Below are 19,101 nucleotides of genomic sequence, written 5' to 3'. Positions count from 1 at the left end.
TTGTGGTCATGAAGAACTATCCGCGGCAGTTCAAGGCGGACGCGGTCGCGCTGTACCAGTCGCGGCCCGGGGCGACGATCTGTCAGGTCGCTGCCGATCTGGGAATCAACCCCGAGACTTTGCGGAACTGGGTCAGGGCGGCCGGCGTGAGCCGGCCGCAGGGTTGTCGGGCAGTGGTATCCGCCGAGCCGGCGACGCTACTGGAGGCGGAGAACGCTGCTGTGCGTAGGAGGGTCCGGGAGCTGGAGGAGGAATGCGAGATCCTGCGTAAGGCAGCGTAGTGTTTCGCCGGGGAGACGCGCTGGTGAACCGCTTCCAGTTCGTTGCCGACCGCCGCCGCTACGGCGTGAAGCGGCTGTGCACCATTCTGGGCATCGCCCGCTGCAGTTTCTACTACTGGCGTCGGACAGCCGCGGACCGGGCCGCCCGGCGGCGGCCGACGTCCGCCTTGCCACCCGGATACGGGCGTGTCACCACGAATCAGGCGGTACCTACGGCGTCTCCCGGATCACCGCCGAATTCCGTGACGAGGGTGAGCGCGTCAACCACAAGCGGATCGCGCGGGTGATGCGGAGCATCGGCCTGGCGGGCGTGTGGCTGCGTCGCAGGCACCGCACCACTGTCGCGGACCCGGCCTCGGCGATGGCCCCGGACCTGATCGGCCGCGACTTCACGGCGAGCGAGCCGAACACGAAGTACGTTGGCGACATCACCTATCTCCCGCTGGACGGCGGGAAGTTCCTGTATTTGGCCATTGTCATCGACCTCGCCTCACGCCGCCTGGCCGGCTGGGCGATCGCGGACCCCCTGCGCACCGATCTCGTCACCGACGTCCTGGCCGCCGCCGAACGGATCCGTGGCAGCCTCACTGGAGTGATCATGCACACCGACCACGGAGCCCAGTACACCAGCCGGGCCTTCGCCGATGCCTGCCGCAAGGCCGGTATCCGCCAGTCCATGAGCGCGATCGGTTCCAGCGCGGACAGCGCACTCGCCGAGTCCTTCAACGCAACCTTCAAACGCGAGAGGCTCCAGGGCCGCGAGACCTGGCCCGGTGAACGCGAGGCCCGCCTGGACGCGTTCGGCTGGCTCAACCGCTACGACACCCGATGTCGGCACTCCTACCTCGGACAACGCAGTCCCATCGCCTACGAGACGGCACTCGACACAACACCAACTACCCTGGCCCAAGCCGCATGGCCCGTGTCCGAGATTCCGGGTCGGGGCCCGGCGTCGACGCGCTGAGCGTGCTCGATCAGATCGTCAGCGGCTGCTACGAGAAGTTCGACCCGCCATGGGAGCCTAAGTTCATCCTGGTTCCGCTGGACGACGGCTCTGGCCGGAGCGTGATCGTCATCAAGGTCGATCCCAGCGCTGCCCCTCGCCCGCTCCTGATGGACATGAAAGCGCCGATCCGGCTGAGCGGCCGCAACGCCTCGGCCGACCGCGACTGCCTCCTGGCCCTCGCACGCGAGGACCGCCTGGCTGACGCCGTGCCCGTGGGGCAGCACGTCACGTCCTCGCAGATCCCGCAGGACAACGACGGCTCCCGGACCGCTGACTTCATCTTTCGCACCGGCATCAACGTGCCGATCGGCGAGGCAGCGGCGTGGCGCCCCCTGTCAGAACGCGCCCTCGCCACGCTCACGCAGGCACTGAACAACTCCCCCCTTCCGCGCGCCCTGCCGGGCATCTGCCATGGTGCGTTCGACGGCTTCCATCCCTTCCGGCGAGCCGGGTTCAACCGGTCCCGCGGGGCCCGACTTGCCTGGCACGCCGGCAGCAAGGAACCGGCGGGATTTCCGGTGGAGGCCGTGGTGACTGTCATGCTTCCCGACGCCCATGCCGCCAGTCGTGGCGTCGCGCAGGTGCAGATCGACGTGATCTCCCGCATGCGCGGGTTCGCGCAGCCCTTGAGACTCACAAGTTCGACTGCCTCTACCCTGTGCCGGACTTGTGTGTCCTCCTGGAAGGCATCCTGGGCACGATTGTCGACCCCGCCGTCGTTGGCGCCCTGGCCGACCTCACCGATGTCGAAGAGGTGCTCGTCTCCCAGCCCCGGCAGCTGCACCTCGTCACCGGCGACGCCGTAGTCAGCCTCCTCCGTCCCGAAGGACTGGTTCCAGTACCGGAAGGCTCAGGCGGATCGCATGGTGGGTTCTTCATCGCGAACCCCGCCTTGGACCTGCGGATGGATCCGAACGCCGCGAGCAGGTCGACAACTGGGTGCAGCAACTCGGCCTGGACGCAGGGCTGAATGGCATGGAAGCGCTCATCGACCGCATCTGCGCAGACAGCGTGCCCGCCCGATAGGGCGACAGGCCTCGGCCGCCTGCTGACGCACTCCCGCACAGCTAGCAGGCGGCCCGGGCGGCACAGCTGCTGCGGTACAGCCGCGCCGCCGCACGGCGCGAGCCCGGCCGCGCTACGCGACCGGGCCCTGAACTGGGCTGTGGTGTTCTCGACTTTCTGCTGAGCGTCTCGCCGGACCGCCCGTCTGTCATTACCCACACGGGTGGCGCCCGCTCACACCGCGGCCGCCTCCTTCTCCTGCTGCTTGGCCTTCACCAGGGCGGCGAGAGGGGAGCGCCGGCCTTTCCCGACGCTGCTCCCAGCGATGAGCCGGCGGACCACGAACGTGGTCACGTTCGCCCGCTCGCCGGTGGCGGTCGGGTTCGGCGTACTCAGTGCTTCGGCGCGGGCCGGTCCGCGGCGACGCTGCCCGCGATCGGCTCGCGGGGGAGCGCGGCCCGGATCGCGTCCGCGTCCATCGCCTCCATGGCGGTCTGCGACCACTGGGAGGAGGAGACATCGGGGGCCGGGACGAGGCCGGTGTGCCGCGCCCACCGGAGGGCCGTGATCGGCACCCGGAGACGTCCGGCGGCCTGGCTCTCGCTGCACTCGGTGCGTCGTGTCATGAGGATCTTCCTCTCTGGCGGCCCGCCCGGACCGGGCGGACAAGACCGTGACGGAACATCTGAAAGGCTGTTCCGTCACCCGATCAGTGGCCCCGCTGAAAGACCTCAGTCACTGCGGGATCGGAGGTGGCGGGCGGCCGTGAGGGCCGCCCGTCACCACGGGGCCCTGGACTAGGGACGGACCAGGCCGTAGAAGACCGAGCTGGACAGTGTGTAGGTCTTGTCGTAGACACCGATCCGGCCGGAGCCGTTGGGGTTGGCGGTGTTGCCGGAGATCACCCGGACGGTGTGGCCGCTGACATGGTCGACAACGCCGATGTGGTAGCGGTAGCCGGCACGGCCGAAGATGATCAGGTCACCCGGCCGTGCGGTGGACAGTCGGCTGGTGCCCACCCACTTGCCGTGGGCGACCGCCCAGTCGTAGACGCTGGGCACGGACTTCATGAATGGAATACGTATGCCGGCGTCGCGCCACACCCAGGTGGCGAAGGCCGCGCACCAGTCGGCGCAGATGCTGTACGGCTTGCCCGGGACACACTTGCCCCCGCTCTCGGTCACCCCGATCTGGCTCTTGGCGATCCGTACAACCTTGGTGCGGAGCGCGCTGGTTGTGTGGCATCCGGGCACCACGCGGGTGATGCCCATCGACTTCATGGTGTCCGGTCCGGCGATGCCGTCCGCGCTGAGGTGGTGGGCACGTTGGTACCGCTGCACCGCACCTGCGGTGCCGGAGCCGTACGCTCCGTCCGCCGCGACCTCGGCCTTGGCCTGGACTTGCTTCACCACGCTCTTCAGGCCGCCGAGGGTCTGCGGGCCGATCATGCCGTCCACGGACAGGCAGCGGTCGCTCTGGAAGGACTCGGTGGCCGCCTTGGTCCGGGCGCCGGGGATGCCGTCGGCCGCCCCGGCGCTGTAGGCCAGGCCGTTGAGGTCGGTCTGCGCCAGCCTCACGTCGGAGGTGGTCGTTGCCACGGCCGGGCTCGGCGTGGTGATCAGCATGCCGGTCGCCGCGACCGCGGCGGTCAGGACGCCCAGCGCCGCGGTGCCTTTGCGATGGCGAGGCCGTACAGCGAATGTCATGGGGAACTCCAAATCAATGTCGTCGTTTCGGTGATGTCTCGCAGGCGTGGCGGTGGTGCCGCAGAGGCAACCCGGCCGCCTGGGCCGCGGCGCTGGGGAACTGCCGGCCAGCCCTCGCGGCACCGGTCCCGCACCTGCTGACCTGCGGGCGCAGTTTGTGGTGTCGCCAGGGCATGGCGATCGTTGCCGTTACCAGCGCGCCGCGAAGACCGCTGCGCCCTTTGCGTCCCCCCACTACGGCGGGACAGCGGACGGGTGTGAGCCCATAAGGGTCAAAACCGGGAGGGGACGTACTTGTAGCAGTAGTTGCGGTCGCCGTAGTACGAGTCGCCGTCAAACAGGAGCCAGCCGCCGGTCTCCTTGCCGACGATGCCGTCCCGGCGGAAGCCGTCAAAGCCCTGGTACCACTTGACCCGCTTCTTGGTCTTCGGCCCCCACAGGCCGTCCTCGGCCACGGGGCGGCCGTGTCCGTAGCGCTTCGCGACGTCGTTGACCAAGTGCTGCACGCACCACACTGCGTGCTTGTTGTTGCGGTATCCGTCGCCGATGTTCCGCGCGGTCTGGGACGCCGCAGCCTGGCTGATGGTGCCGATCGTCAGAAGCGCGGTCGCGGCGGTGATTCCCGCTGCCTTGCCGATGCGATACATACGCATTCGAGCAGTCTCTTTTCTGATGAGTTACTGGTGCGTGCCGGTGCAGGTGACTTGTGTGGCGTCATGTGGGTGCTGATGGGCCAGCCGCGTGACGCGGGCGGACCGTGACCTCCGCTGGGAGGCGTGCGAATTCCGTGCAGGAAGCCCGCGGGGCCGGACTCGACGTGGCTGAGGCACCTGGTGTGGTGGTGCGGGCGCGAGGATCCCTGCGTCCGCTGCGCCGCCTCGCCTACTTGCGTGCTAGCTGGCGTACCACTTGGAGCAGGCGCTCTTCGCCACGTACGGGACGCCGTTGGAGTGCATGCGCCAATAGGCGCCGCAGGCCCTCACCCAGCGTCCCCGGATCCAGTTGACCGCCTGGGTGTGTGCCTGGAAGTTGGGGCCGTTCTCGCGCTGGACCACGCCGGCGTCCAGCATCACCTTGTGGTACGGGCTGCCGCACGCGTGGTAGGTGCGGCCGTGGTCGTCGGACCAGTCGAACCAGACCTGGGTGCCGGGCTCGGTTGCGGCGTCGATACCGGCGTTCACACGGGCCCAGGCGAACCAGATGCCATGCGACTTGGCGTTCCGCAGCTCGACCAGCGTCGGTCCCACGGTGAGCTTGTGGTCAGTGGTGGCATGCGAGAGAGGACGGGGCTCCAGGCCCTTGCCGTGGTTGTAGCCGCACGACCAGTTCTGGAATCCGGACGCCGCCTGAACCGCTGGGCTGTGGGCCTGAACCGCCTGCGCCGACGCGGTTCCCATCAGCCCGGCCCCCAGCGCTGCAGTTGCTGCCGCGAGCGCGAGCCGCTTGTGCACGTTCATACTCCGCTTCCTTTCTCCTCGGCCGGGCAGGCCGCAGGTGGCCGGCCCGTTGCCGTGCGACTGCGACTTTTCCCGTCGGGAGATTGAATGGGCAGCCGGAGACGCCACTCTGATCAATGACCGCATCGCAGGTCACAGGCGCAGCGGTCGCCCGCTGGCGAAACAGGGCCCTCTGGTTTGCCCTTGTGCCGCGGGCGTTTGTAGCGTGCGGGACCATTGCGCCGCGTCCACGGGGGAGGCGGGCTGGGGGTGGAGGTCGATTGATGCCTGGACGTCGGGAGAGCCCGCTGGATCCGAGTGACGGGCCGGTGACACGGTTCGCTGCCGAATTACGCAGGCTCCGCGCGCGGGCCGGCAGTCCGACGTATCGGGCGATGGCGCAACGCACCGGTCAGGGGGCGAGCACGCTGTCGCAGGCGGCCGCAGGGGAGCGGCTGCCGACGCTGCCGGTGGTGCTGGCCTACGTCCAGGCCTGCGGCGGCGACCCGGATGAGTGGGAGGCGCGGTGGCGTCAAGCGGCCGCGGAAGTGGCGGCCGAGCCACGTACCGACGACGAGAACAATGAGCCCCCCTACCGAGGCCTGGCCCGTTTCGAACCCGGCGACGCCGAACTGTTCTTCGGCCGCGACGAGCTCGCTGACCGTCTTCTCGAACTGACCCGCGCCCGCCGCTTCACCGCCGTCTTCGGCTCCTCGGGCAGCGGCAAATCCTCTCTGCTGCGCGCCGGCCTCATCCCCCGTCTGCGTACCCCGGACCCGACCGGTCCGCAGCCGGTCGCGCTGCGCGTCCTCACCCCGGGCGAACATCCCCTGCGCACCCACGAGCAACGCCTGATACCGAAGGACGCCGACGGCGAGACCTGGCTGATCGTCGACCAGTTCGAAGAGCTCTACACTCTCTGTGCCGACCAGGGCGAACGCAACGAGTTCATCGACTGCCTCCTCACAGCCGGTGACCCCACCAGCAGGCTGCGCGTCGTCATCGCCGTACGCGCTGACTTCCTCGGCCGCTGCGCGGAACATCCTGGACTGACGGCTGCGTTGCAGGACGGCACCGTGCTGGCCGGGCCGATGAGCCGCGACGAGCTGCGTGAGGCCATCGTCAAACCCGCTCAGAGCCGGGGGACGATCGTGGAGCGCGCCCTGACAACACGGATTCTTGACGAGGTCGACGGCGAACCCGGCGCGCTGCCGATGATGTCCCACGCCCTGCGGGAGACCTGGCGCCGCCGCAAGGGCCGCGCTCTCACCGTCGAAACCTACGAGGCGGCCGGCGGCTTGCACGGCGCCATCGCCCGCACCGCAGAAGACCTCTACACTGCCCTTACCGCTGCTCAGGCCGACCTTGCCCGGCGCATCATGCTCCGCCTGATCACGCCCGGCGACGGTACTGCCGACACCCGACGCCCCACCCCGCGCGCCGAACTCGAACTGGGCGACCCGAACGATGCCATCACCGTCCTGGAGCGCCTCACCCGCGCAAGGCTGCTCACCCTCGACGACGGCGTCGTGGACCTCGCCCACGAAGCCCTCATCACCGCCTGGCCCCGCCTGCGTGGCTGGATCGACGCCGGACGCGACCGCCTGCGCCTGCACCGGCAGCTCACGGCCGCGGCCACCGGCTGGGACGATGTGGGCCGCGACTCCGGTGCCCTGTACCGCGGCACCCGCCTTGCCGCAGCCGAGGAAGCTTTCCCCGCCGCCGATCACAGCCGCTACCTCACCGAGCTGGAGCATGCCTTCCTGGCCGCCAGCGTCGACGCACGCCTGCGTGACCAGCGCGCAGCCGCCCGTACTACGCGGCGGCTGCAGTCGCTCATCGCAGCCCTGTCGGTCCTGGCCCTGATCGCCGTAGGCGCTGCCGTCACCGCGTTCCAGCAGCGCACCACGGCCCACAAGCAACGCGACACCGCCGTATCCCGTCAGATCACCGTCGAAGCCGACCAACTACGCGGTACGGAGGTGCCCCCGGAAAGCCAGGATGTGTCGCTGGCCGCACAGCTCGACATCACCGCCTACCGCCTGCGCCGATCACCGCAGACGTACACGCGATTGATCAGCGCCGCCACCACTCCCTTGTCCAGTACCGTTCATGGTGCCGGCGCCGCCGTCTACGAGGTGGGCTACAGCCCTGACGGCCAGGTCCTGGGCTCGGTGGGATCCGATGACAGGATCCGGTTATGGGATGCTCGCGACCCCGCCCACCTGCAACGCGTGGGCCGCGCCCTGCCGGGTACGACCATGGCGTTCAGCCTCCGCGGGCACCTCCTAGCCACTGCCGCCCAGGGCGATACGAACGCCGCTTGGTTGTGGGACGTCACTGATCCCGCTCGGCCCCGGCTGCTGGGCTCCCCCTTCGACACCGCCCGCGGTGTCGGGACCGTGGCCCTGACGTTCAGCCCCGACGGGCATGCCCTGGCCACCGCAACCGATGACGACATGGTCCGATTGTGGGACATCCGCGACCCTGCACGCCCGCGGATGATGGGCCGTCCCCTGCCGGGGACCATCGTGGCGTTCAGCCCCCGTGGGCACCTCCTGGCAGCCGCGGACGACGACTTCACCCTGCGGCTGTGGGACACCCGCCATCCGGACCGCCCCCGGCGCGTAGGCCATCGGTTCAGCAGCGACGCCGTGTCGATCGCGTTCAGTCCTGATGGAGGCACCCTGGCCACCGTGAGCGATACCGACAAAGTTGCCCTCTGGAACGTGCGCAACCCGTCGAACGCCCACCGAATCGATACCCCCCTGTCAGACGACGCCACCAGCACGGACGCGATGTTCAGCCCCGACGGCAAGATCCTCGCTCTCGCCCAGGAGGACGCCGTCCGCCTGTGGAACATCACCGACCCTGCGGACCCTGTCCTGTTGGTTCGCCCCCTCGGCCACTCGAGGCAAAAGGCGTTCTCGATGGCACTCGACCCCGACGGACGGCATCTGGTCGTGGGCAACGGCGACAAGCTTCAGATCTGGACTCTGCCGTTCACCAAGCTGACTGACTATTCCGGCAGTTCCGACGTGGTCTTCAGCCCCGACGGACAAGTGCTGATCACACAAGGTGAGGACTACAACCCCCGGCTGTGGGACATGCGCGATCCCACGATCCCCGACGGGCCAACAACGCTGCCATGGTCTCGCAGGGCCACAGCGAGGCGCTGGCCTTCAGCCCAGCCGGCCCGGTACTGGCAACGGCGACCGAGGACGGCACGCTACGTCTCTGGGACGTCACCGCCCCCCTGACCCCCGCCCCCCTGACCGCATCGCTGCTCGCCCCCACAGGCATCGCCACGCTCGCATTCAGCTCTGACGGTCACACACTGGCTGCTGTCACCGGCAACCTCGATGACGGCGCAGGTTACCCGGTGCACCTGTGGGATCTGCATGACCTGGCGCACCCGCGGCGCCTCCCCGGCTTTCCCTCCACCCCTTCGGACGGCATCATCGACCACCTTGCGTTCAGCCCTCACGGGCACATGCTGGCGGTGGCCAGCGACACCGGCAGGGCGAGCCTGTGGGACCTGGGTGACCCCGCGCACCCGCGGCGGATCGGCCGCTCCTTCGAGGGGGACAGCCCGGTCTTCAGCCCTGACGGCCGCCTTCTCGCCATGGGCAATGCCGAGGACGGCAGTCACGTCAGATTGTGGGACCTACGCGACCCCGCGCACCCCCGGGACGTCGGAGCCGCTCTCGGGACCACCGCTGTGACCGCGGCGTTCAGCCCTGACAGCCACGTGCTGGCCACAGCTGCCGATGACGACACCTGGCGGCTATGGGACATCACCGGCCACCGCCTCAGGCCTCTGACCAACCCCGTGCGAGTCGCTACCAATGGCGTTCATGTGCTGGCGTTCAGTCCCGACGGCCACACCTTGGTCACCGGCGGTCAGAGCGCAACCCTCTTCTGGGAGACCGACGCCGACAGAGCCATCCAGCGGATCTGCACCGCCGCCGCGCCGAGTCTGACACGGAAGCAGTGGCGGCAATACGTGGGCACGCTGCACTATTCACCGCCATGCCCGTGACGACGCACTGTGGATTGCGGCTGATGGGGATCCGCGATGAAGGCCGTGATCGGCACCCGGAGACGTCCTGTCGCCTGGCTCTCGCTGCACTCGGTGCGTCGGGTCATGGGGATCTTCCTTTTTCGTGGTCCACCCGGAGCGGGCGAGCGTGACCGTGACAGAACACCTGAAAAGCTGTCAAGAGTTCTTCAAATCTAGGCAAGTTGGACTTTTAAGCTTAGATCCGCGCCCACGTACGCGAGGGAGAGAGTCACCCGTCCGGGCGTCTGCGCCGACGCCGCCCCGGAACACCGCCGGCGCTGTCACAGGCCGTCGATTACGTGACCGCCGTGATGGTGGGCACCGAAGAAACCCGGCTGGCCGTCCTGCGCGGCAACAGCGCCTCGGGCAAGTCGTCCGTCGCGGCCGGCCTGCGCGAGCGGTTCGGCCGCGGCCTGGCCGTGATCGCTCAGGACAACCTCCGCTGCATCGTGCTCCGCGAACGCGACCGGCCCGGCGCCGCGAACATCGGCCTGATCGACCTGACCGCACGCTACGTCCTGGACGCCGGATTCCACGTCGTCGTCGAAGGCATCCTCTACACCGACCACTACGGCGACATGCTTAACCAGCTGCGCGCCGGCCACCGCGGCCCGGCCCATGGCTACTACCTGGACGTCCCGTTCGGAGAAACCCTCACCCGGCACGCCACCAAGCCGATCGCCGACGCCGTCAGCGAGACGCAGCTGCGCGACTGGTACCGGTCACGCGATCTCCTGCCCGGCGGCGCCGAGACCGTCATCGGCGCCGACAGCACACTGCACGAGACCCTCGACCGCATCATGCGCGACACCGGCCTGGCCCACCAGCCCGCCGTGGACCGCTGACTGAGCCCCGTCGCGACAGAAACTGCGCTCATTCGGCGTCATCAGTCACGCCCAGTCCGCGCTCCCGACCACGGGTGCGGCCGGGGCGCGTTCACCCCGACCACGGCTGATCGGCGGCTTATGCCTGCGATCCGCACGCCAGGTCCAGGGAACTCGCTTGTCGGGGTCGTGGACGGCCCGCCCATACGGATGCGGAGGGGCCATGGTGAAGCAGGTCGGCCAGCGGCGCGGCGAGCACCGGGACGTCGTACGGGAAGCGGAAGGGCGCCAGCAGCCGGGCCCCGGCGCGCAGGGCACTGATCCTGTTCTCAGCACCGGCGGGCCCGGTGCCGTCCAGGACGAACAGGAGACGCGGGAAGAGCGGGTGGCGCCGCCGCCACTCCTCATGAGGTTCCCCCGAGATGCGGAGTGTGTTGACAGAGGGGCAGATGGTTCTCATGAGAGGAACATCGACCATGGCCGCCCCCAGAAAGTACTCGCTGGAGTTGCGTGAGCGTGCGGTGCGGATGTACCGGACCGCCGACCCGAAGCCACAGATCAAGAAGCTGGCCGTCGACCTCGGTGTGCACCCCGAGGCCCTGCGCGGCTGGATCCGGCAGGCCGAGGCCGATGCCGGCGAGCGCGACGACCGGCTCACCACCGACGAACGGGCCGAGCTGGTGGCGCTGCGCAAGGAGAACGCCCAGCTCAAGCGAGCCAACGACGTGCTGCGGACGGCGTCTGCTTTTTTCGCGGCGCAGCTCGACCCGACCCGGCCCAGGTGACGGCGCTCGTTGACGAGCATCCCCGCCTGGGAGTCGAGTGCGTCCTGCGGGAACTGCACATCGCCTCCTCCACCTACTACCGCTGGCGCCGCGCGGAGAAGGAGCCGTGCGAACGACGGCGCCGCGACGTCGAGCTGACCGAGAGGATCAAGGAGATCCACGCGGAGTCCGGCGGCAATTACGGCTCGCCGCGCGTGCACGCCGTCCTCAAGCGCGAGGGCACACACGTGGGCCGCAAGCGGGTCGAGCGGCTGATGCGCGAGGCCGACATCGCGGGGATCAGCCCGCGTCGGAAGGGCTTCACGCGCCGCGATCCCAAGGCCAGCCTCGCCCCGGACCTGGTGAACCGGGACTTCACCGCACCGGCGCCGAACCGGCTGTGGGTCACCGACCTGACGATGGTCTCCACCGGCGAGGGACCGTTGTGGCTCTCGGCGATCCGGGACGCCTTCTCCCGCCGGGTGGTCGCGTGGGAGACCTCTGCCCGCGCGGACGCCGATCTGGTCCTGACCGCGCTGGAGTACGCGCTCGCGTCCCGTGAGGTCGAGCCCGGCCAGCTCATCCATCACGCCGACCACGGCTGTCAGTACACATCCATCAAGCTCACAACTCGGCTGATGCGAGCGGGAGTTGAGGCGTCCATGGGGTCCGTCGGGGACTCGTACGGCAACGCCCTCGCGGAGAACCTCTGGATGCTCGTCAAAACCGAATGCATCCGCGGCCGCACCTTCACCACGAGGGCCGAGGCCAACCTCGCGCTCTTCGAATACATCGACGGCTTCTATAACTCCCGCCGCACCCAGGGACGGCTCGGCTTCCTCAGCCCGATCGAGTTCGAGGAGAAGCACTACGCCGAGCAGGCGACGGCCGAACCAACGAATCTGAACACCCATCAACCCCTGCTGACCAGCTGATCAGCACCTCCCGCATGACGGGGGAACCTCATCAACCGCCGGTTCCTGGAAGGTCGGCCGGCGCCCCGGAACCACGGGCACGTAGCGGTAGAGGCGCTCGTACGCGGCCAGTTTGGCGGCGAGGCGTTCGGGACCCATGGTGGCCCGGTCGACTTCCACGAACGCCCGCAGCATCGACCCGTTGCCATCGTCGGCGGGGCTGCGCCGGTAGTACAGGAGGGCGTCGGGGATGACGGCCTCGCCGCCCCCGATCGCATGGTGGACCTCGGGGATCCAGTCCAGCGGCTGGCACACATCGCCGCGGCGGCGGGCGTCCTCGAGGAAGACGAGCGCGGTCTCGGTCACGGTCAGCGTGTGGCCGGCCTTCAACCGCACAGCGGTCGGATCGGAGATGGTCCGGGAGGGCCGGCGCCCGCACAGCTCGGGCCACTCCGAGGCGAGCCGCACGCCGTACGAGGTCGGGAACCCGGCCCGGGTCCGACCAGCCTGCGGCAGGGTGATGCGGCCGACCAGCCCCTCCACGCGCAGCCGGGCCAGCCGCCGCCGGGTCTGCTCGATGCGCACTCCGGGCGCGATCACCCGGTGCATCTGCCTAGCGGTCGCCATCCGGTACTGCGCCAGCACACCCAACGCCAGCCGGTCCCCGCTGCCCGCGTCCACGCCGATCATCACGGATCTGCTCGCTTCCCGTACGGTGCGACGCCGTCCTGCCCGGCGCCGCGCGTATCGGGCACAGCAGCAGCCGGCCCCGACCAGAACCCCGACCACGAAGGCCCGACCACGGCCACGGAGCGACAACACCTCCGTGGACCAGGCCCACATCCCCGCCGACAACCCGGCCGATAACCGTCCGCACGCGCTGTCGCACCCGTCCGTGAATCCGCAGGTCACCATACGGGTTCGGCCGTGGTCGGGAAGCCCACATCCCCTCTACGCCCCCGAGTCCACGCCCCACAGCAGGAAGAAAAGAGAAGTGGGTGGGACAGGCCACGTGCGGCGGGCGAGGGGAATCGGGCGCCGCTGGCGTTCCTCGCGCGCGCCGACGCGCCGCGCGCGACGCCGGCGAAGCCGCGCATCACCGACTGGTGGCCAGAGGAGAACGACGGCAGTGTCTCCTCCTTCCCCTGGATCTGCGCCCCGGACGTGAGCGGAAAATTCAACCGCGCAGTCAACTCGGCAGCGGGTAGCGTCCCGGTCATGCCCAGCGATCTCAACGCCGATGAGGCGTGGGAGCGGCTGCGGGCCAGCCGCTCCGATCCACCGGCCAGAGCCGACACCGGCTCCCGCCGCAAGACGTACTCGGCAGCCCTGGAACAGGCTCAACAGCTGTTCCACGCCGCTTCCGTCGTGGGCCCCGCCACGAGCCCGGTCCTGGCCTTCTACGGCCTCAGCCAGGCCGGGCGCGCCATCACGGCCACCGCCTGGTCCCTCAAGGGTGAGGACTGGCGCCTCGACACCCACGGGATCAAGACCACGGGGTTCCACCTGCCCTTCTCCGAGATCGAGATCCGCACCGACCCGCCCGGCACCCAGGGCAGCTTCGTGAAGGTCAGCGAGGTCCTCGACTCACCCGTGTGGGAGATGGATCCGCTGCGCCTGGAAGATGTCTGGGACCTGCTGCCGCCGAACCTCCGCTACCCGCTCACTACCAGGGACCGGCTCACCCCGCTGTACACAAGCGAGGGCAGCGTCGACGAAGGCGACCACTCCCTGCTCAGCGTCTTCGTGTGCAACATTCCCGACCGAGTCGTCAAGGCCGGTACTCGTGAGGCACTGGCCGACTTTCTGACCGCGTACCCGGTTGTCGCCCAGCACGAGAGCTACGTGACTGGGGCAGCGGCGCTTCCGAACTACGTCCGTTACGACCACGGCGGGGGCCAACTGTCGATGAACTGGCTGATGCCCGAGGGCGTGGGCACGGGATTCGACGGAATGGCGACCATGGCTGAACGGCAGGCCCACCTGCGGGCTATGACCCGCAGCTACGCCGGGGGCCGGTACTTCCTGCCGGTCCTGGGCTCGATGAAGCAGGAACTGCACCCGCTGATGGCCTGGTGGGCCGTGCTGTACGCGCTGTCCATGCTCGCTCGCTACCAACCTGCGGTCTGGGGCACGCTCATCAGCGTCGACAACAGCCGGCACGCGGTCCCGATCGAGCGGCTCCTGGAACGCGCGATCAACCACCTGCCCGTCCTGATCGCGGACGCCATCACCGAGGTGAGCACGTGATCGGTTCTTCCTCGACAAGCCGCAAGGAGGAGCAAAATTCCAGCGACATCGCTCCACCCAGCCAGCCATGCCTGAACCATGGCGGCATCCCTCTACGACCGGCTGGTCACGGATCACGAATACGTACAACGAGTCAGGCAGCAGCGCCCCAGCGCCCTCCTGCCCGTCATCGCCGCCGCCTCAGCCCGCTGGCACAGCGACACATGGTGGAACAGCCCATACCGCAAGTACACGCCGTGGGCTCTCGCCGATGTCGCGCGCACCAGCCTCGCCTACGGGAACGAGTACCGCGGGGACGGCAACTGCACCGGGAACGACCTGCTGGTCATGCTTGCCGCGTACGCGTCACTGACCGATCCGATGGTCCGTGACAACGCCAGTGCCGAATCCGTCGCCCAGCTGGCTACTGCGCACCTCGGGCGAACAGTTCACCTACCAGGAGTCCGGCTTCAACGATCTCGCTCGGACAGCCGCCTTGTTTGGTCAGACGCCGCCTGCCCACACCCCCACATGCCTCGTCGACGGGTGGGACGAAGAGCTTCTCGGCTGCTCCCTGTCCGACTACGTTGGCGTCACCCAGCTTCTGCAGGTGGCCACGCTGCGGAACGCAGGGCGCTTTGATCCCGCGTGGCTGAGCCAGCCCCAGATGGAGCAGATCTGCTCCATCATTCCTGCGCGCACCATACGAGACGTAACTGAGCGTCACTTCGTCATCGATCTCAAGACATTCAAGGCCGAGAACGAACAGCGTCGGTTGAGCCGGGACCCCCACCTACGCCGCTTTGAGTACAACCCACTACGAGGCCGCCCCTTCTTGTCCGGCTTCGGCGCGGGCTACCTCGCCCCCTCATCCCACTTGGTCATCCCCAAAGAAAGCCCTCTCGGTCTGTACTACACAGGCATCGACCACTTCGGGAACGACTTCGCCAAGGAACTCGGGCACCTCTTCGAGCAGTACGTAGGACGCCAACTTGGCCAACTCGCTGATGCCGAGGTGTACCCCGAGGTCATCTACCGGGACGAGCGACGCAGCGCCGACTGGATTGTCATCTTCGAGGACCTGGTCCTGCTCGTAGAAGTGAAGTCCACCCGCCCTACCCAACAGCTACGTCTTGGCGCGCTGGACCGCACCAGCGCAGCCCTGCGCCAGATCAAGCACGCCTACAAGCAGCTGGAAACCACAGCAGCACTGATCACCGACAGGAGTCCGAGCTTCACGCACATCCCCGCAGACCGGCCCATACACGGTCTCGTCGTGACCATGGAGCCCATCCACACCGCCAACGCCCCCTTCCAGAAGGAGATGCAGCAGGCCACGAACATACCCGTGACCGTATGCAGTGCCACAGAACTGGAGCACCTTGTAACGCTGAGGGACATGTCCGTAAGCCAACTCCTCCGCGAACGCCAGCAAGATCCTCTGGCATCGACGTACTCCCTCAACGCTGCTCTCATCGGCAGGAACCTCGGATGCAATACGATCTTGGATGCGGGCTGGGACAGCTACCCGTGGAAGCGGCACGCCGATCGCGAGAGCCAGAGTGCCGTAGACCAGTAGTACGGGAGAGGGAGCGCGAGTCTGCCTGCTACAGCCGTCTCTGCACTCACCTCGCTCCTTCTCGGGACGTGTTGGACTACGTCCACCGCATTCCGATCGCGGACAGCTGCTCCAGCCGCTCTGGCGAGAGCGCCGCGGCCCGGCTGCGCTGGTTGCCGACCCACGCCCCGAGCCGGAGCTCCCGCTCCTCCTGGTCCTCGCCGATGATCCGTTCGACGTGCTTCCTCGGTACTCGAAGGTGCCCCTCGCGCTCGTAGAACTGCTTCGCGGCGGCCAGGTTGGCGGCCCACTTGTCGGCCTGCGTACGGCGCGGCTTGGGCTTCTCGTCCTCGGTGGCGGGTGTGATTCCGAGGACCTGCTCCAGCATCCACTGCTGTACGGTCGTCAGCTTCTCCCAGCCCAGCCGCTGCGCCTGCACCCACCGCCCGAGGTCCTCGCCCTGGCGCATGACGCCGCCCAGCTCGGTCGGCAGCTCGCCGCCGTCCAGGTGCAGCCGAGTGAGGTGGAAGGCCCGCTGCCACTCCACCGGCCACGTGGGGCACCATGAGGGGTCGATCTCCTCCAGTTGCTCGCGCCGGTCGTCTGACAGCGCGCCGGCCGACGACCCGACGGGGAGGCCCTCGGCACGCCGCTGTTCGATGTCCATCGCCTTCCGCGCTGCGGCCCGGGCGTTCTTGAGCCAGATGCCCACCTTCGCGCCCTGGTAGGTGGCGTCCAGCGGCGCCAGGAGGTGCCCGTTCTCGGCAGCCCAACCGCGGGCGGCGGCCAGGCCCTCCTCCCATGCGACGTCGAAGTGCGACCAGATCATGCCGAGCTTCTCCAGCTGCTGGACGCGGTCCTCGTCCATGTCGCCGCGGGCGTAGAAGCGGCGGGCATCGGCGATCCACTGCCCCAGCGGGAAGTCGGCCAGCGAGGCCGGCCACCCCGCCTCCACCGCCTCGGGCCCCGTCGGCACCCGGTACGTGAAAGGCACCTTCAGATCGCCGACCTCGCGCGCATACAGCACGGAAGCCTCGACGCCACGCCGCCAGTGCTCGTGCTCGGGGTTGAGGACCCGCAGGTTGATGAACGCAGCCAGCTGCGCCGGGTCACGCGGCGTGGAGAACTTCAACAACGCCTTCGCCGACGCGGACGGCCCACCGTCCCCGCCCCCGCCGCCCTTCTCCTTGCCCTTGGCATCCTTCTGGACGGGCTTGTAGCGGCTCGGGGCCTGCTGTTGGGCCAGTTGTTCGACGATGCGGGTGTCGTGCGCCCTGAGCGCCTCCAGCAGCTTCGCCAGCCCACCGAACGCCCGGCTGGTGAGCATGTTGTCCGCCGTCTCCCCGGGCGCCAGCAGCACCGGCACCACCAGGGAGGCCATCTTGCCCTCGCCAGGCTGCATCCGCAGCGCCCGGCCCACCGCCTGGACCAGATCCGGCATCGAGCCGCGCACGTCCGCGAAGTACACGGAGTCGCAGTTGCGGGTGTCGACGCCCTCACCCAACACCTTCACGGAGCTGAGGAACGCCTTCTCCACCACCGTGCCGTCCGTGGCGATCTGGGAGGAGAACTCCCCGAGCACCCGCCGGCGGTGGATCGCCTTGTGATCGCCACACAGCCAGTCCGCCCACACCGTCGCCGGATACAACTCCGGATCAGCGGCGTGCAGCTGCGCCGCGACATCCGGGACCCCGGCCGAGAACGCTTCGGCCTCCTTGATGACGTGGTGGAACACGAGCGTGCGCTTGAAGGCTTCCTCGGCTGAGGCCTTCACCAGGGCGGTCTGGAGCGCGGCGAGCCGGGCCCCGCGCATCTCGTCCGACCGGCCCTCGGCACCCAGCAGCAGCGCGGCCTGGAACTGCGTGTCGGTGATGTCCACGCACACCACCTGGTATGGCGCACAGATCCCCCGGTCGATCGCCTCCGACAGCGTCAGCGTGTAGCAGCGCGCACCGAACGGCCCGTCCGGGTCGTCTTCCATGCTCGCCACCAGCTCACCCGGCGCACCCTGCTCCTGGTCCTCGTCCAGCTGCCACAGCCGGGGCGTGGCCGTCATGTACAGCCGCCGCAGGGACGGGATCCGCAGGTTGTCGTGAACGACCGCCCACGGCTTGCCGATCCGGCCCGAAGTCCTGTGCGCCTCATCGACCACGATCAAGTCCCACGCCGAAAGGCCGGCGGCGTGCGCCCGCTCCAGCGTGCCCAGACCGAGGCTGGCGTACGTGGCGTACACGGTGACCTTCTCCAAGCCCCTCGTCCACTCCACCAGCTCGTCCACGTCCGTGGTGTTGGGGAAGGACACCTCCTCACCCCGCAGGGAGGAGACCCCGATCATCGGGCCCCTGCGGCCGCCCTCGCGCCATGAGGCCTCGGTCTGGGCGAGCAGATCCAGGGAGGGCACGAGGACCAGCACACGGCCCGCGTGGAGCTCTTCCGCGCTGCGGACCGCCACCCGGGTCTTCCCGGACCCGGTCGCCATGATCACCTGTGTCCGCAGACCCCGCTCCGGCACCAGCGATCTTGCAGGCAGTTCAAGGGCGCGAAGGACAGCGTCAATGGCTTCTCGCTGGGCTGCCTCGCGCTGATCTGCGCGGTTCGTGGTCGACATTCCTGTCTGCTTTCTCCTGAGTTACGTCCGGTCGATTCGAGCGATGAGAAACAGGAAATCTGCACGTAGAAGCGCCACAAGAGCTACGGTGGGAGTGGCTCGGCTGGTTGGCTACTCTGCCTTACCGAAGCACCCACAAGGGTCCTGAATGGATCTCCATAAGCCTCCGAGCGTTCCAATAGTGGTGCGCTCTGAGTCCAGAGTCTATCTCGTGCTTCAAAATGAAGCAGAGGCAAGAGAGAAAATCCCCCGAACGTGGCGCGATCCTGTTAGTCTGCCCCTATCGAGCCGGGAAGCAGCCCTGACGGGAGGTCACGCGATCGTGGTTTCAAGTCCACCCGCAACCCAGCACTTCCATGCCACCCTGACTCTCCGTCACCCTCTCCGGATTCCCCGATCCGTCCCGAGCCCCCATTCCCGCCCCCGTTCGTTGCCGCTTTTCCTGCCAGTTCCCCAGCGGGACCGGGAGTGTTGGGGCTGGAGCGCAGCGGAGGCCCGTTCCGGGCACGGACGGGGGCCGGCCGCATCGCGGCCGTGGCTCGTGGCGCGCAGCGGCGCGGGCCCAACTCGCGTGCGAAGCAGGCGAGTTGATGCCGGGGCACGCAGTGCCCCGGCTGGCGCTCACGCGGAGCGGGAGCGCAACCACCGCGCGCAGCGCGGTGGTTCGCTTGCTTCGGGCGAAGCCCGAAGGGACCCGCTCCGCGGGG

Annotated in this window: 14 protein-coding genes and 1 pseudogene; 9 read left to right on the top strand and 6 right to left on the bottom strand. The window is 68.6% G+C overall.

Going from position 1 to position 19,101, the window contains the following annotated elements:
- The first annotated feature begins 2 nt into the window (after window positions 1–2).
- A pseudogene (locus ACZ4UV_RS48450) lies at window positions 3–1,245 on the top strand (IS3 family transposase).
- 2 nt (window positions 1,246–1,247) lie between these two features.
- A complete protein-coding gene (locus tag ACZ4UV_RS48445) occupies window positions 1,248–2,093 on the top strand; it encodes a hypothetical protein (RefSeq protein WP_451016476.1) in 846 nt (281 codons plus the stop codon).
- 591 nt (window positions 2,094–2,684) lie between these two features.
- On the opposite strand, the gene ACZ4UV_RS48440 is transcribed toward ACZ4UV_RS48445, so the two are convergent.
- From ACZ4UV_RS48440 to ACZ4UV_RS48425, 4 genes are all read right to left on the bottom strand, one after another.
- Entirely contained in the window at window positions 2,685–2,918 is a 234-nt protein-coding gene (locus tag ACZ4UV_RS48440) for a hypothetical protein (RefSeq protein WP_451016478.1), read from the bottom strand.
- 171 nt (window positions 2,919–3,089) lie between these two features.
- Window positions 3,090–3,998, bottom strand: a complete 909-nt coding sequence (locus tag ACZ4UV_RS48435; RefSeq protein ID WP_467848413.1) for a peptidoglycan-binding protein — start codon at window positions 3,996–3,998, stop codon at window positions 3,090–3,092.
- Window positions 3,999–4,270: 272 nt separating this feature from the next.
- On the bottom strand, window positions 4,271–4,651 hold the full coding sequence (locus ACZ4UV_RS48430) for a peptidoglycan-binding domain-containing protein (RefSeq protein ID WP_467848408.1): 381 nt from the start codon (window positions 4,649–4,651) through the stop codon (window positions 4,271–4,273).
- 240 nt (window positions 4,652–4,891) lie between these two features.
- On the bottom strand, window positions 4,892–5,455 hold the full coding sequence (locus ACZ4UV_RS48425) for a hypothetical protein (protein ID WP_451016481.1): 564 nt from the start codon (window positions 5,453–5,455) through the stop codon (window positions 4,892–4,894).
- A gap of 116 nt (window positions 5,456–5,571) precedes the next feature.
- On the opposite strand from ACZ4UV_RS48425, the gene ACZ4UV_RS48420 reads away from it, so the two are divergent.
- The 5 genes from ACZ4UV_RS48420 (at window position 5,572) to ACZ4UV_RS48400 (ending at window position 12,020) form a co-directional block, all read left to right on the top strand.
- Window positions 5,572–8,694, top strand: coding sequence for an nSTAND1 domain-containing NTPase (locus ACZ4UV_RS48420; protein ID WP_467848402.1), 3,123 nt, complete (start codon window positions 5,572–5,574; stop codon window positions 8,692–8,694).
- On the top strand, window positions 8,583–9,476 hold the full coding sequence (locus tag ACZ4UV_RS48415; RefSeq protein ID WP_467848398.1) for a WD40 repeat domain-containing protein: 894 nt from the start codon (window positions 8,583–8,585) through the stop codon (window positions 9,474–9,476). The genes ACZ4UV_RS48420 and ACZ4UV_RS48415 overlap by 112 nt, the downstream gene beginning before the upstream one ends.
- A gap of 320 nt (window positions 9,477–9,796) precedes the next feature.
- Window positions 9,797–10,342, top strand: coding sequence for a P-loop NTPase family protein (locus tag ACZ4UV_RS48410; RefSeq protein ID WP_467848395.1), 546 nt, complete (start codon window positions 9,797–9,799; stop codon window positions 10,340–10,342).
- Window positions 10,343–10,797: 455 nt separating this feature from the next.
- Window positions 10,798–11,106, top strand: coding sequence for a transposase (locus tag ACZ4UV_RS48405; RefSeq protein ID WP_467848392.1), 309 nt, complete (start codon window positions 10,798–10,800; stop codon window positions 11,104–11,106).
- Window positions 11,103–12,020 carry an IS3 family transposase gene (locus tag ACZ4UV_RS48400; protein ID WP_451022862.1) on the top strand — a complete coding sequence of 306 codons (918 nt, stop codon included), beginning with the start codon at window positions 11,103–11,105 and terminating at the stop codon, window positions 12,018–12,020. The genes ACZ4UV_RS48405 and ACZ4UV_RS48400 overlap by 4 nt, the downstream gene beginning before the upstream one ends.
- Here ACZ4UV_RS48400 and ACZ4UV_RS48395 read toward each other — a convergent pair whose 3' ends face one another.
- Window positions 12,021–12,689, bottom strand: coding sequence for a replication-relaxation family protein (locus tag ACZ4UV_RS48395; RefSeq protein WP_467848388.1), 669 nt, complete (start codon window positions 12,687–12,689; stop codon window positions 12,021–12,023). It lies immediately after the preceding gene.
- A gap of 528 nt (window positions 12,690–13,217) precedes the next feature.
- On the opposite strand from ACZ4UV_RS48395, the gene ACZ4UV_RS48390 reads away from it, so the two are divergent.
- Both ACZ4UV_RS48390 and ACZ4UV_RS48385 read left to right on the top strand, forming a co-directional pair.
- Window positions 13,218–14,249, top strand: a complete 1,032-nt coding sequence (locus ACZ4UV_RS48390; RefSeq protein ID WP_467848386.1) for a YaaC family protein — start codon at window positions 13,218–13,220, stop codon at window positions 14,247–14,249.
- Window positions 14,250–14,616: 367 nt separating this feature from the next.
- A complete protein-coding gene (locus ACZ4UV_RS48385; protein ID WP_467848383.1) occupies window positions 14,617–15,807 on the top strand; it encodes a hypothetical protein in 1,191 nt (396 codons plus the stop codon).
- Window positions 15,808–15,883: 76 nt separating this feature from the next.
- Here ACZ4UV_RS48385 and ACZ4UV_RS48380 read toward each other — a convergent pair whose 3' ends face one another.
- The gene (locus ACZ4UV_RS48380) at window positions 15,884–18,394 is read right to left on the bottom strand and encodes a helicase associated domain-containing protein (protein ID WP_467848380.1); all 2,511 of its coding nucleotides are present in this window, start codon (window positions 18,392–18,394) and stop codon (window positions 15,884–15,886) included.
- Window positions 18,395–19,101 lie beyond the last annotated feature (707 nt).

The organism is Streptomyces sp. NPDC028289 (assembly GCF_055565975.1).
This window is presented reverse-complemented; position numbering and strand designations above follow the sequence as displayed.